The organism is Undibacterium sp. (assembly GCF_030683615.1).
Classification (GTDB): Bacteria; Pseudomonadota; Gammaproteobacteria; order Burkholderiales; family Burkholderiaceae_D; genus Undibacterium; species Undibacterium umbellatum.
Map to the genome: position 1 here is coordinate 175,595 of NZ_JAUXQE010000022.1, position 14,055 is coordinate 189,649.

The following is a 14,055-nucleotide window of genomic DNA, read 5'->3' on the forward strand; positions in this document are numbered from 1 at the left end:
TTTATGGATCCTCAAACAACATACCCTGGCTCACCTGGCGCTCATTGATGACGTCTGCTTCTCTCACCAGGGCACTGGCCCTGACTCCTAACAAGCGAAAGCGGTTTTCCAGTGCCACCCGACGCAGACATTCCCCGGCTGCCTTGCGTATGATGGCGGGATCGGCAGTTGCTACAGGGATGGTCATGTCGCGTGTCGAAATACGGAAATCCGTGTAACGGATCTTAATGCCTACAGTTTTGCAGCGGTATCCCTTCACTGTCAAATCCTTCGCCAGGCGATAACAAAGATCGGTGAAAATATCGGTTAATACTGCCTTGTCATGAACGGCATGCAAGTCGCGGTCAAACGTGGTTTCCCTGCTGATGACCTTGGGTTCTGACTCAGTTGATATCTCCCTGTCATCAATGCCACGGGCCGCATTGTATAGCCAACCGGCGTAATTACTGCCGAAGGTAGTTTGCAGCAAACCCAGGTCTGCATTTGCCAGCTCGCCAACGGTGTTGATACCCAGGCTCGCCAGGCGCTCAGTTGATTTTGGACCTATCCCATTCACCTTTTTCACAGACAAAGGCCATATACGTGTTGGCACGTCTTCCAAATCCAGGATAGTCAGACCATCAGGTTTATCCAGATCGGATCCGATTTTTGCCAACAACTTATTTGGTGCAACACAAATGGAGCAGGTCAGGCCAGTTGCTTCATTCACTGCCTGTTTCAAACTGCTTGCCAGGGCGTGGGTTTCTTGCGGATGATCGGTCAGGTCGATATAAATTTCATCTATACCGCGATTTTCAATTTTGGGAGCAATCTTGCCAACTGCTTCTTTAAAAAGACGCGAATAATGACGATAAGACTCAAAATCTGTAGGCAGTAAATACACATCCGGTGCCAGCTTCGCAGCCTTCATGATACCCATTGCGGAAAATATGCCGAGCGCCCGCGCAGCATAGGTCGAAGTGGTTGCAACACCACGCCCGACATAGTCCTTTATCCGTGAAAATTCATGCGTGCCATCGCCTTTTGGAATCGGGCGATGTGAGGAACCCCCACCTATGAGTACGGCTTGCCCCCGTAGCTCTGGATATCTCAATAGTTCCACAGATGCATAAAAGGCATCCATGTCCAGATGAGCAATCCTGCGTGATTTATTATTCATAGCAATCAATAATCGCCATCCGTCGATCATCTTTTTCAAAAGGTCCTGGCAGGTTCACAAGGAAATACACTATTTTATCCTGAAACAGCGAAATAACTGAATATACATACAGCAAAACAAGATTTACCAACAACAAGAAATTACAGCCAGATACGGTTTAAGCTAAGATAGACTGACCATGCATGTATTGCTTTTTCTCTTGAATTTTCTGATGGAACGATGATGAAAAAACTGCTTTCCCTGATTTTCACACTGAGTCTGGCATGGCTTATCAACCCGGCCAGCGCCGCTCCACCGCAAGCTTATGACGAAACGGCCGATGCCAAGGCGGCTGTCAGCCAGGCGCTGGCGGAAGCCAGAAAAGTGGATAAAAAAGTCCTGGTCATCTTTGGCGCAAACTGGTGCAAGGATTGCCTGGAACTCGATAAATCCATGCACGGCAAAAACGAGGCCCTGCTGGCCAGCAAGTTCATTACGGTCAAAGTGAATGTAGGCCAGTTTGATAAAAACAAGGAACTGGTCGACTTGTACGGCAATCCCACCAAAAAAGGCATACCGGCGGCAGTCTTGCTACGCCCTGACAACAGTGTGCTGTATGCCTCCAAAGGCGGTGAATTGTCGAATGCGCGCAAGATGAGTGAGCAAGGCGTCTACGATTTTTTTGATGAAATCACGGCACTGTATCGCTGATTAACAAGTGAACTGGCATGTCTGAAGACCCTGCAATGTCAGCCAAGCTAACGCCGGAAGAAACTGATCTGGCGGCATTGCAGCGCAGTCACGCCTTGTTGTCGAATTTTTCGCGCTGCCTGCCCGGTATGTTTTATCAATTCCGGCGCTACCCTGATGGGCGGTTTTGCCTGCCCTATGCCAGCGATGCGGTAGAAGCCTTTTTTGGCGTCAAGGCAGAACAATTGCGGGAAGATGCCAGCTTCATGTTTGCCAAAGTCCATCCTGAAGACCTGCCACGGATGGTGGCAACGGTACGCAAGTCTTTTGCCGAACTCAGCCTCTGGCATCAGGAATACCGCATCATTTCTGACGATGGCCTGGACCGCTGGGTAGTTGGCGATGCCACGCCTGAAGCACTACCGGATGGCAGCGTGCTCTGGCATGGTTTCCTGAGTGACAATACCGAACGCAAACTGACCGAGCAAAGATTGCAGGCCGCCGAACGCCAGCGCCGCCTGGTGATGAAGGCCTCAAACCAGGGTTTGTATGACATCAACCTGCAAACTGGTGCAGGTAATTTCAGTGCTGAATATTTGCAGATGCTGGGCTATGAGCCCGGTGATTTTGACCAACCCCAACAGTTCTGGAAATATTTCTGGGGAACGGCGGTGCATCCCGATGATGTCGCTCATCTCAAGCGCGCCTATAAAAGCCATGCCGCAACCCAGGGCAATACCGATTACCACGCTGAATTCCGGCAAAAAAACAAGGCAGGTGAGTGGCGCTGGATCATGTCGCTCGGCAGCATCGTCGAATGGGATAGCAAGGGCAAGCCTTTGCGCATGGTAGGTACGCATATCGATATCACCGAACGCAAACAAACCGAGGAAATGCTCAGGCATAACCAGGAGTTGCTCGAAGCTAACAAGAACCGCTACAAGGAGTTAGCCAGGGAACTGGAAATCCTCATCACCAATGCGCCAGTAGGCATCATGTTTGTCAGCGATGGCGCCATCGTCAGGGCCAACAAGGCACTGGCAGAACTCTGCCGCTTCCCTGACGCCCAGGCCATGATAGGTGTGAAGACCACTTTCCTTTATCAGGGACCGGAAGATTACCAGGCTTTTAGCGCCCGGGTTGTCCCAGGCTTGCTGGCGGATGAACTGGTGGAACTGGAATGGCAGTTGCGCCGCTTTAATGGTGAAACCTTCACTGGCCGCGTAGCAGGACGCGCCTTGCCGATGGAAAGCTATGTCCGTGGCGCGGTCTGGATGATAGAAGATGTCACCGAACAAAGATTGACGCTGGATGCCTTGCGCACCAGTGAACAACGCCTGCAAAGGTTGATGAATTCCAGCCTGATCGGCATTATCCAGGGCAATGAAGCCGGCCAGATACTGGATGTGAATGATGTGTTTACCCAGTTCAGTGGCTATGACCGCGACTATTTGCTGACCCAGAATACCGCCTGGGACACCCTGCTGTCCCATCAGGATTTGAAAATCTGCCAGCAGGCATATAAGGAATTGATACAGACTGGCACTACCGCGCCTTTCGAAATCATGTTGCAACAGGGTGAGAATGTTGGTGTGCCCATCCTGGTCGGCCTCAGCCACCTGGAAAACTCTGAACGGGACTGGGTTGCCTTTGCCATGGATATCAGCGACAGGTTGCGCATGAACCGTTTGAAGACTGAATTCATTTCTGTCGTCAGCCATGAGTTGCGCACCCCGCTGACCTCGATACGCGGTTCACTGAGCCTGCTGGAATCGGGTGTCAGTGGTGTGCTGCCGAAACAGGCGGAGCATCTGATACGCATCGCCCACAATAACAGCAAACGTCTGATTACCCTGGTCAATGATATTCTGGATATGGACAAGCTGGCCAGCGGCAAGATGATTTTCAAATCAGAAGCCATGGACCTGGTGGCCCTGGTCAAAAATTCCCTGGAATCGAATATGGCCTATGCCGCCTCGCTCAAGGTCGGCCTGCAACTGGAACGACATCCCCAGCAAGCCTGGATACTGGCTGACCATGACAGGCTCATGCAAGTGATGGCCAACCTGATCTCAAATGCGGCGAAATTTTCCAAAGAAGGTGAAGCCGTCATACTGCGCATCCTCAATACTGAATCCCGCTTTCGTGTCGAAGTCAGCGACTGCGGTGCGGGCATTGCACCAGAGTTTCAAGAACACTTGTTTGAACCTTTCACCCAGGCCGATGGTACCGATACCCGGCAAAAAGGTGGCACTGGCCTGGGCTTATCGATTACCAAGGCCATGCTGGAAAAAATGCATGGACAAATTGGATTCACCAGCGCCCCAGGGGAGGGGACAACTTTCTGGTTTGAGTTTGATGTTTATCGTTAAATTGTTGTATAGTCCTGAAAGATAATAATTATCTTTAATACAATTTAATTTCCAGGTATGCTACCAGCTCAAATACGCTGCACACACCATTTAGCTTTCTCTTGCCTGCTCATTGCTGTACTGTTGTCTGCCTGTGGTGGAGGGAGCAGTAACACCGCTACTCATGTAGTCAATGACAAACCTGCCAGTGCGATTTCAGTATTTGCAGGCGCAATTGATGCTCCAGGCTACCAGGACGGGGCTGCCAGCAATGCCCGGTTTGCGCACGACTCCCTCTCAGGGATGGCAATCGATATTGCCGGCAATATCTATGTCGCAGATCGTGGCAGCAACACAATACGCAAAATTACCCCAGGTGGTAATGTGACAACGCTGGCAGGTACCGCAGGTATGAGGGAGGGAAAAGACGGCAATGGCGCTGCAGCTGGCTTTTTTGACCCATCTGGAATAGCTGTTGACCGTAGCGGTAACGTCTACGTCGCTGATTTTTCGATTCGTAAAATTACCCCTGACGGCAAGGTAAGCACCTTACCTGACAGCGGTGCACCGCTGGGCTGGGATGGCATGGGCAACACTTTTGGAACGCCTTACCGCGCCAGAGGTGTCGCTGTTGACAGCAGCGGGAACGTCTATGCCAGCTACACCGGTTACACGAATACCACGATACAAAAAATCAGCCCTACTGGTGTCGTCACTACTTTTGCAGGCATGCTCAAGGCATCTGGCTCAGAAGATGGCACAGGCGCTGCAGCAAGATTTTCAGGCAGCAGTTTTCTGGCCACTGACAATAACGATAATGTGTATGTCGCTGAAACAAATTCCCTACGCAAGATCACTCCTGCCGGAGTGGTGACGACTGTGGCAGGCAGTAGTGGCAATTACGGCACAACTGATGGCACAGGAGCGGCAGCAAGATTCACACGTGTGAACCAGCTGGTGCTGGACAAGGCTGGCAGTATCTATGTCAGTGACGAGAATGTCATACGAAAAATCAGCCCGAATGGGACTGTGACCAATCTGACAGGTACACGTGGCAACAGCGCTACACAGACAGGCAATTTGCCGGGTTCTTTCCAAAACCTGGGTGGTCTGGCAGTCGGGCCAGACAATCAGTTATATGCCGTGACTACAGGTGCGATCCTGAAAATACCGACTCAATAAAAATGCTGGAAAACAGACTTACTGCTGCCTGAATTCCGAAGGCGTCATATGTACTGCCCGTTTGAACGCACGGCGAAAACTGCGGCTGTCTGAATAATGTAATAGCGCTGCAATATCGTCCAGGCTGATGCTGGTATTGCGCAGAAAATGCTTGGCTTTCTCCATGCGCAGGCTTTCTGCAATTTGAAAATAAGAGCAGCCTTCGCGCACCAGCAGACGGTGCAGGGAACGTTCGCTGATGCCCAGTGCTTGCGCCAGTTCAGGCACGCTGCGGTAATCGCATTGCAGGTTGACCAGCTTGTGCAAGAGGCTTTGCCTGCCTGTCAGACCGACTGCGGCCAGCTCTGCATCACAGCGCATTTTACTATCTGCCGCAAGCTCTGGATCAGGGTTGATCAACAAGGTGGAGAGTGCGCTGTTGTTGACGATGATGCGACTGACATCGGCACCATAGACAACCGGGCAGCCAAAAAAATCTTCGGCAACTGAGCGGCTGGCCTGGTGCTTGCCACGCAACTCTACCCGTTCGATTTGCAGGGCATGGCCGCACAGTGCTCGGCTGACATTAATGGCAGTTGCCAGGTGGTCGGTATCGAGGAAATCCTGTAACTCGCTATCATCAAACAACGGGCGGGCTGTCAGTATCGATGTGCGCTCACCGTGTTCCAGTTGTAATTGCACCATGGCACCGGCGATCAACTGGTATTCCAGGCCGAAGTGCATGGCGTCTGACAGTGTTGCCTGGGCCAGCATGCCGCTGCCCATCGCTCCCAGTGCGGGCAGGGATTTGCGGGCACCGGACAATATCCCCAGGTCTGCCCCGCCATGATGAAGCGCCCTCAGCAAACTCTCCCTGGCTTGCATGTAGCTGATGCGTACATCGCCGCATGTCTGTCCTTCTGCATCCAGCTCAAGCGCCGGGAATATCTCTTGCAAACGCCAGTCACGCTCGCGACCTATCGCCAGCAAACCCGAGAACGGGTGAGCCGGAAATACCGCATCCTGTACTGAAAGCACCTTGTTGTTCATCCTTGCTTTAGCTGCAACCTGGCAGTATTTGTCCTTACTTTCTGGAGCCTGAAGATTTAATATCTTAAGCTACACCGGAATATAAAATTCGGCAATACTGTAAAAACTAAAAATATTTAAGAGACAATATGACAACAACACCTGACTACATCGTCGTCGGTGGCGGTTCCGGCGCTTGTGCCGTGGCTGGCCGCCTGACGGAAGACCCTGATCTGCATGTGACCGTACTGGAATCCGGTGGCAAGGGTGACAGTTGGGTGGTGAATACACCGGCAGGTGTGGTGGCGATGTTGCCGACCAAGCTGAACAATTGGGCTTTTGAAACCGTGCCGCAGCCCGGCCTGAATGGCAGGCGCGGATACCAGCCGCGCGGCAAGATGCTGGGTGGTTCGTCGGGCATCAATGCCATGGTGTATATCCGTGGCCACAGGCAGGATTATGATCAGTGGGCGGCGCTCGGCAATACTGGCTGGTCTTTCGATGAAGTCTTGCCTTACTTCAAAAAATCAGAAAACAATGAAACCCATGGCGGCCATTATCATGGCCAGTCTGGGCCGCTGCATGTCAGTGAATTGCGCAGCGACAATCCATACCAGAAAATTTACCTGGAAGCAGCCCGCCAGGCTGGCTTCAACATCAATACCGACTTCAATGGTGAAGAGCAGGAAGGTGTAGGGATCTATCAGGTGACCCAGCACAATGGTGAACGCTGGACAGCCGCACGCGGCTACCTGCACCCACACATGGGCAAGCGCAATAATCTGCAAGTAGAAACCGGCTGTCATGTGACGCGCATCCTGTTTGAAGGCAAGCGCGCTATCGGCGTTGAATACCGGCAGGGCGGACAGCTCAGGACCTTGAAGGCAGGCAGGGAAGTTTTATTGGCGGCAGGTGCCTTCCAGACACCGCAATTGCTGATGCTGTCTGGCGTGGGAGATGGCAAGGCTTTGCAAGCGCTGGGGATACCGGTAGTTCACGACTTGCCTGGCGTAGGCCAGAATTTGCAGGACCATCCTGATTTCGTCTTCAAATACCGCGCCAAGAGCCTGGATTTGCTGGGCGTATCCGCAGGTGGCAGCCTGCGGATGCTGAAGGAATTCCGACGCTATCAAAGCCAGCGACGCGGCTTGCTGACTTCCAATGGTGCTGAAGGCGGTGGCTTTTTAAAAACTGATCCCAACCTGTCCGCGCCTGACATACAACTGCATTTTGTCCTGGCCATGCTGGATGACCATGCGCGCAAGCTGCATCTGGGCCATGGCTATTCCTGCCATATGTGTTTATTGCGTCCAAAGAGCATAGGAGAAGTGACACTGGCCAGCAAAGATCCTATGGCTGCACCACTCATCAACCCGCGCTTCCTGGAACACCCGGATGATATAGAAAACATGGTCAAGGGCTTCAAACTCACGCGCAAGCTGATGGATGCACCAGCTCTGGTAGCAGCGCGTACCAGTGACTTCCAGACAGCGAATGTGCATACAGATGACGAAATACGTGCGGTCTTGCGCCAGACCAGCGACACCGTGTATCACCCCATAGGCACCTGCAAGATGGGTGTGGATGCCATGGCCGTGGTCGACCCGCAATTAAAGGTACATGGCATGACAGGTTTGCGTGTGGTGGATGCCTCCATCATGCCTACCCTGATAGGCGGCAATACCAATGCCCCTACCATGATGATAGGCGAAAAGGCGGCGGATATGATCAGGGCCGGCTTGTAGTTGACAAGACAGCTTAGCTTACTTGGCCGCCGCAGTCGCCGTAGTAGTCAGGCTGGGTGCAGGCAGGGCTGGCCTGGCCTGCTCAAAGGCATAACCCATGTTCAGCAATTTTGCTTCTGACCAGGCACCGGCAAACAGTGACAAACCAACCGGCAAGCCCCGGACCTGGCCCATGGGCACGGTCAGGTGGGGGTAACCGGCAATCGCCGCCGGGCTGCTGGAACTGCCTTCGACAATATCACCAGCCTTATAGTCGATCAGCCAGGCTGTGCCTGTGGTCGGCGCGATCAGGGCGTCGAGCTTGTATTTTTTCAGCACGGCATCTATGCCCTGTTTGCCGGCACGCAGCTTGACGCGAGCGCTGGCCTGGCGGTAGGCGGCGTCGCTGAGCTTGCCTTTGGCCTGCGCCTGCTCCATCAGTTCCTGGGCGAAATAAGGCATGACAGTATCGGCATGCTGCTGGTTGTAGGCAATCACATCAGCCATGCTACGGGTCTTGACGGTTGCGGGCGTCTTGGCCAGATAGGCATCCAGGTCAGCCTTGAATTCATAGAGCAAGACAGTCAGTTCATCCTTGTCAAGTTCTTCGAGATAAGGCAAGTCTATCTGGTCTACTACGGTTGCCCCCTGGGCGATCAGGATAGCCAGGCTTTTGTCGAACAAGGCTTTGGTGTCAACATCATAGCCATCCACCATTTTGCGTACGATGCCCAGACGCTTGCCCTGCAGGGCCGTAGCTTGCAAGCCCGCCGTATAGTCCTTGCTGCGGCGCTGGTCTGCCTGGCGGGTGGCAGCATCTTGCGGGTCACTGCCTGCCATGGCATTCAGGAGCATGGCGGCATCACGGACATTCAAGGTCATGGGCCCGGCGGTATCCTGGCTATGGCTGAGTGGCACTATGCCGGTGCGGCTCACCAGGCCCAGGGTGGGTTTCAAGCCAACCAGGCCATTGACTGATGCCGGGCAGACGATCGAGCCATCTGTCTCCGTGCCTATCGCTGCCGGGATCAAACGCGCGGCCACCGCAGCGCCAGAGCCTGAACTGGAACCGCAGGGGCTGCGTTCAGGCGCATAGGGATTGCGGGTTTGTCCACCCGCACTGCTCCAGCCGCTGCTGGACTGGCTGGAACGCAAGTTGGCCCATTCACTGAGATTGGCCTTGCCCATAATAATGGCACCAGCCGCTCGCAAGCGGGCTACCAGCGGGGCATCTTGTGCTGCCCAATTATCTGCCAGCGCCACTGAGCCTGCCGTAGTAACCATGCCCTGGACGGCAATATTGTCTTTCAAGAGCAAGGGCAAACCAGCCAGGCTGCCGTGTGGTGCTTTTTGCTGGTCTGCTGTCTTTGCATCCTGCCTGGCATTCGGATTGCGCGTAGTCACCGCCTGTATGCCGGGGTTGTAGATATTGATGCGCGCATCATACAAGTCATAAATCTGGCTGGCTGTGGTCTTGCCCGCCTTGATATCTTGCGCCAGCTCATGCAGAGTCTCGCTGGCACAGGCGTGTCCTGGCAGCACAGACAATGCAGACATGACAGCCAGAGTGCTGAAACTGAGAACAGGTGATTTCATGTGCTTGCTTTCCTTCAATCAAAATGGAATTGGCTGGCGGCTCAGGGCCACGCTGATGATATAAATAAAAGTCAGGATGGCGGCGATAAAGGCAGCCATCCGTATGGCCGGGGTCTTGCCGCGCTTGAGGGCCAGGGTGCCAAAAGCGATATAGACCAATAATGCCAGCAGTTTGGCCGTCAGCCAGTTTTGCTGGAAGGGGTATTGCCCGCTCCACCAGGCCAACGCTATGGCACTGCCCAGCAAGACAGTATCGACAATATGCGGCAAGATTTTTACCCAGCGTTGTTGCAGCATGGCTGAGTCTCGTATCTTCCAGAAGCCGCGCAACAGGAACAAGCTGCCGCTCAATCCTACACAGGTCAGATGCACATGTTTGATGGCGAGATAGCTGAGGGACATGTTGGTTTCGATATCTGAGTAATTTTTTTGTGTCTGCAATACTAACCGAAAGCAATTGTTTTTTGTCGTAGCAAATTGATGCTAAAGCAATACCGTTTGCACGACTATCCATTACACTGATGGATATCAACATTTACTGAAAGAAAGCCTGCATGAATTTTCTCAGTCTCCGGTCACAAGACGGTGCTACCGCAAAAATTGCCAGCCAGGGTGCGCATGTATGTTCCTGGATACCTGCCGGTGGAGTGGAGCAATTATTCATGAGTAAAAGCTCGGCTTTTCAGGATGGTGTCGCCATACGTGGCGGTGTGCCGGTGGTGTTCCCACAGTTTTCCAATCAGGGCACCTTACCCAAGCATGGCTTTGCCCGTACCTCGGAATGGAAGCTCTTGCAGTCTGGCCTGGCAGAGCATGGCACAGCGGTTGCAGTCTATGAACTCAGGGAAAACATTGCCCGCCTGACGATATGGCCGCATGTCTTCCGCGCCCAGTTGCGCATCAGCATACTCGCTAACGCCTTGCAGATGGCACTGGAGGTAGAAAATACCGGCGACACCAATTTCAGCTTTAGCACTGCCCTGCATACCTATCTGGCCGTACAGGATATTGCCAGCGTCAGCCTGCACGGGCTGCAGGGCCTGCGTTACCGCGACACTGTCAGCGGCGCGGATCATTGCCTGGAAGCGGATCCTTTCCTGCGCATCAATGGCGAGACGGACCGCATCTACAGCTATGCCCCGGCGCAACTGGAGCTCCATCAGCCACATCAGCGCACCCTCATACGCAGCAATGGTTTTGACGATGCCGTGGTCTGGAACCCTGGTGCTGGTGCATCAAAGATCAATGATCTGCATGCGGGAGGCGAGCAACACATGCTATGCGTAGAAGCAGCAACGATATTGCGCCCTGTCAGCCTGGCACCCGGTGAAAGCTGGGGGGCCACCCAGACACTGGAAGTTGTCGCCACAATTGATTGACAAATAACTACATTTAACAGATAGTGACAATCTAACTTTTTTGCAGATACGGCGATTATCACCTATCCATATTACAAAATAGCTGCAACTTTCATTATTTCCACCAATCATATCCGTCGGCGCACTCCGCCTGACGGATTTATTATTTTCACAACCTGAAATCATAAAAGGATTTTATGCCTCAACTACGCACCGGTAAGCAGCTTTCACTCAAACCCGTCTTGCGCGCCCTGGTTTTGGGTGGCGTGTTTCTGTTCACTGCGCCGGTTGCGCTGGCAGACAAGCTGCCCAACGGTGTCAGTCAGGTTACCAGCGTGGAAGGGATTACAGAATACCGTTTGCCGAATGGCTTGCGCGTTTTGCTGATGCCGGATGCATCAAAACCTACCGTTACTGTCAATATCACTTATCTGGTTGGTTCACGTCATGAAAGCTATGGTGAAACCGGTATGGCGCATTTGCTTGAGCATTTGCTTTTCAAGGGCACGCCGACCAACCCCAAAATTACTGAAGAATTCAATAAGCGTGGCATGCGCATCAATGGCACCACGTCCATGGACCGCACCAATTATTTTGAATTGTTCCAGGCCAGTGATGACAATCTGAAATGGGCGCTGGAAATGGAAGCCGACCGCATGGTCAATTCCAATATCGCAAAAAAAGATCTCGACACCGAGATGACGGTAGTGCGCAATGAATATGAAAGGGGTGAAAATTCACCCGGCGCAGTGCTGATGAAACGCATGCAGAGCGTGGCCTTTGACTGGCATAACTATGGCAATTCCACCATCGGCAATCGCAGTGATATAGAAAACGTCAAGATAGAAAACCTGCAAGCCTTTTACCGCAACTACTACCAGCCAGACAATGCCGTGCTGTTAGTAGCAGGTAAGTTTGAAGCTGAAAAAGCCTTGCAATGGATTAACGCCTCCTTTGGCAAAATCACCAAGCCAACGCGCAGTCTGCCCCAGTTCTGGACCACTGAGCCAACCCAGGATGGCGAGCGCAGTTTTGTCGTGCGCCGCAAAGGTGATGTACAGATGGTGATGATCGCCTACAAGGTGCCGGCTGGCTTGCACCATGACCGCGATGCGCTGAACTATGCTGGCAGCATACTGGCCAGTGCACCGCATGGTCGCTTGCACAAACAACTGGTGGAAAGTGGCAAACTAGTGCAAGTGTTTTCCACCAGCCTGGGCCATGTTGAGCCTGGGCTCGCCATCATCGGTGCCGTCGTCAAGAAAGGTGAATCTGTCGATGCTGCCAGGGATGCCCTGCTGGCAGGTATAGAAGACTTCAAGAATAATCCACCGACAAAGGAAGAACTGGAACGCCTGAAACGCGACAATGCCAACTTCTATGAAAAGCTGTTGAACAACCATGAGTCCATAGGCGTCAGCATGTCTGAATATATCGCCATGGGTGACTGGCGTTATCTGTTCAAGGACAGGGATGATGCAGGCAACGTCAGCTCTGAAGAAGTCACTGCTGCGGTGAAAAAGTATCTGGTGCGCGACAACCGTACTGTCGGTACGTTTATCCCGGAAGACAACCCGCAGCGCGCCGAAGTACCTGTCGCACCAGGCATTGCCGAGGCAATGAAAGACTTCAAACCCAAAGCAGCGACACTGACTGGCGAAGTGTTTGACCCGTCACCGGCAAACATAGACAAGCGTACGAAAATAAGTAATATCGGCAATCTGCAAGTGGCGCTCTTGCCCAAAAAGACCCGTGGCGAAACTGTCAATGTCTCGCTGAATTTGCATTGGGGTGATGAGAAAACCCTGTTTGGCAAATCCACTGTCATGGGCTTTACGGGCGGCTTGCTGAGCACAGGTACCAGCAAATATTCACGCGCCCAGTTGGCAGATGAAATGTCCAAACTGAAAATGAGCGGGGGCCTGTATTCATTCCAGACCACCAAGGCGAATTTGCCAGCAGCATTGGAACTGGTGGCGCATGTATTGAAAGAAGCCAACTTCCCGGAAAGTGAATTCAAGCAACTGAAAGAAAGAGCTTTGGTCAACACTGAGGCTTCACGCAATGAGCCTTCTGCCGTTGCCAGCCGTGCGATGGCGCAGCATTTCAATACCTATCCAAAAGGCGATGTGCGCGCCTCCATGACGCTGGAAGAAACACTGGATGCCTTGCGCAATGTCAAGCTGGAAGATATCAAGGCTTTCCATAAAGATTTTTATGGTGTTTCCAAGGGTGAATTGTCCATTGTTGGTGATTTTGATGTGGACAGCACCAAACAGACTGTCGCCAAGGTATTTGATGGCTGGGCCAGCAAGGCTCCGTTCAGCCGCCTGGTCAGCAAGCGCAAAGAAATTTCTGCGATACGCAAAACTTTCAACACACCTGACAAGGAAAATGGCGTCTATTCCAGCCGTATGAATCTGAGCTTACGCGAAGATGATGCTGACTTTGCCGCACTGCGTGTGGCCAATTATATTTTTGGTGGTGGCGCAGGCATGAACTCGCGCGTGATGGAGCGCATACGTCAAAAAGATGGCCTGTCTTATGGCGGTGGTTCCAGCCTGACTGCAGGTGAAATTGATCCGGTAGGCAGCTTCAGTATCAGTGCTACGGCAGCACCGCAGAATCTGGAAAAACTGGAAATCGCTGTCAAGGAAGAATTGACACGCGCACTCAAAGAAGGTTTCACTGCCGACGAACTGGCCAAGGCCAAATCCGGGCTCTTGCAGCAGCGCGTACAGGGCCGCAGCAGCGATGGTGCGGTTGCCAGCGGCTGGAATAGCAATCTGTATCTGAAACGCACATGGGCCTGGTCACAAGCCATGGATGACAAGATACAGACGCTGACTGTGGAGCAGGTCAATGATGCCTTCCGCCGCTATATAGACCCGGCCAAAATGAGTGTCTTTATTGCAGCGGATGAAGCCAAGGCCAAAGCTGCTGCAAGCAAATAAGCTGCTTTCCATAAAACCGGAAATCTAAGATTTCCGGTTTTTTTATACCCATTT

10 protein-coding genes are annotated in these 14,055 nt (G+C 52.7%); 6 read left to right on the forward strand and 4 right to left on the reverse strand.

The window, feature by feature from the left end; all coding sequences use genetic code 11:
* Position 1: 1 nt before the first annotated feature.
* The gene (locus tag Q8K39_RS12355) at positions 2-1,159 is read right to left on the reverse strand and encodes a DNA polymerase IV (protein WP_186955773.1); all 1,158 of its coding nucleotides are present in this window, start codon (positions 1,157-1,159) and stop codon (positions 2-4) included.
* 222 nt (positions 1,160-1,381) lie between these two features.
* Here Q8K39_RS12355 and Q8K39_RS12360 point away from each other — a divergent pair, with 222 nt between their 5' ends.
* The 3 genes from Q8K39_RS12360 to Q8K39_RS12370 are packed head-to-tail and all read left to right on the forward strand — an operon-like array spanning position 1,382 to position 5,361.
* Positions 1,382-1,849: a thioredoxin family protein gene (locus Q8K39_RS12360; RefSeq protein ID WP_186955772.1), complete on the forward strand. Its 468-nt coding sequence runs from the start codon at positions 1,382-1,384 to the stop codon at positions 1,847-1,849.
* 17 nt (positions 1,850-1,866) lie between these two features.
* Complete coding sequence (locus Q8K39_RS12365) at positions 1,867-4,200, forward strand: PAS domain-containing sensor histidine kinase (RefSeq protein ID WP_305260565.1); 2,334 nt, start codon at positions 1,867-1,869, stop codon at positions 4,198-4,200.
* Positions 4,201-4,257: 57 nt separating this feature from the next.
* Positions 4,258-5,361 (forward strand): hypothetical protein, encoded by a 1,104-nt coding sequence (locus Q8K39_RS12370; RefSeq protein WP_305260567.1) that lies wholly within the window; start codon positions 4,258-4,260, stop codon positions 5,359-5,361.
* A gap of 18 nt (positions 5,362-5,379) precedes the next feature.
* Here the strand turns inward: Q8K39_RS12370 and Q8K39_RS12375 are convergent, their stop codons facing one another.
* Positions 5,380-6,378, reverse strand: a complete 999-nt coding sequence (locus Q8K39_RS12375) for an AraC family transcriptional regulator (protein ID WP_305260569.1) — start codon at positions 6,376-6,378, stop codon at positions 5,380-5,382.
* A gap of 140 nt (positions 6,379-6,518) precedes the next feature.
* On the opposite strand from Q8K39_RS12375, the gene Q8K39_RS12380 reads away from it, so the two are divergent.
* The gene (locus tag Q8K39_RS12380) at positions 6,519-8,114 is read left to right on the forward strand and encodes a GMC family oxidoreductase (RefSeq protein WP_305260571.1); all 1,596 of its coding nucleotides are present in this window, start codon (positions 6,519-6,521) and stop codon (positions 8,112-8,114) included.
* Between the two features lie 18 nt (positions 8,115-8,132).
* On the opposite strand, the gene Q8K39_RS12385 is transcribed toward Q8K39_RS12380, so the two are convergent.
* Positions 8,133-9,689: an amidase gene (locus Q8K39_RS12385; RefSeq protein WP_305260573.1), complete on the reverse strand. Its 1,557-nt coding sequence runs from the start codon at positions 9,687-9,689 to the stop codon at positions 8,133-8,135.
* 18 nt (positions 9,690-9,707) lie between these two features.
* Positions 9,708-10,091 (reverse strand): SirB2 family protein, encoded by a 384-nt coding sequence (locus Q8K39_RS12390; protein WP_186955766.1) that lies wholly within the window; start codon positions 10,089-10,091, stop codon positions 9,708-9,710.
* 152 nt (positions 10,092-10,243) lie between these two features.
* On the opposite strand from Q8K39_RS12390, the gene Q8K39_RS12395 reads away from it, so the two are divergent.
* Both Q8K39_RS12395 and Q8K39_RS12400 read left to right on the forward strand, forming a co-directional pair.
* Complete coding sequence (locus tag Q8K39_RS12395; RefSeq protein WP_305260574.1) at positions 10,244-11,068, forward strand: D-hexose-6-phosphate mutarotase; 825 nt, start codon at positions 10,244-10,246, stop codon at positions 11,066-11,068.
* A gap of 176 nt (positions 11,069-11,244) precedes the next feature.
* Positions 11,245-14,001 carry a pitrilysin family protein gene (locus Q8K39_RS12400; protein WP_305260576.1) on the forward strand — a complete coding sequence of 919 codons (2,757 nt, stop codon included), beginning with the start codon at positions 11,245-11,247 and terminating at the stop codon, positions 13,999-14,001.
* The last annotated feature ends 54 nt before the right edge of the window (positions 14,002-14,055 follow it).

Excerpts from the sequence above, each read along its gene's own strand:
- Q8K39_RS12380 (WP_305260571.1), top strand. The coding sequence starts at position 6,519 with ATGACAACAACACCTGACTACATCGTCGTCGGTGGCGGTTCCGGCGCT.
- Q8K39_RS12360 (WP_186955772.1), top strand. The coding sequence starts at position 1,382 with ATGAAAAAACTGCTTTCCCTGATTTTCACACTGAGTCTGGCATGGCTT.
- Q8K39_RS12400 (WP_305260576.1), top strand. The coding sequence starts at position 11,245 with ATGCCTCAACTACGCACCGGTAAGCAGCTTTCACTCAAACCCGTCTTG.
- Q8K39_RS12355 (WP_186955773.1), bottom strand. The coding sequence starts at position 1,159 with ATGAATAATAAATCACGCAGGATTGCTCATCTGGACATGGATGCCTTT.
- Q8K39_RS12385 (WP_305260573.1), bottom strand. The coding sequence starts at position 9,689 with ATGAAATCACCTGTTCTCAGTTTCAGCACTCTGGCTGTCATGTCTGCA.
- Q8K39_RS12390 (WP_186955766.1), bottom strand. The coding sequence starts at position 10,091 with ATGTCCCTCAGCTATCTCGCCATCAAACATGTGCATCTGACCTGTGTA.
- Q8K39_RS12370 (WP_305260567.1), top strand. The coding sequence starts at position 4,258 with ATGCTACCAGCTCAAATACGCTGCACACACCATTTAGCTTTCTCTTGC.
- Q8K39_RS12395 (WP_305260574.1), top strand. The coding sequence starts at position 10,244 with ATGAATTTTCTCAGTCTCCGGTCACAAGACGGTGCTACCGCAAAAATT.
- Q8K39_RS12365 (WP_305260565.1), top strand. The coding sequence starts at position 1,867 with ATGTCTGAAGACCCTGCAATGTCAGCCAAGCTAACGCCGGAAGAAACT.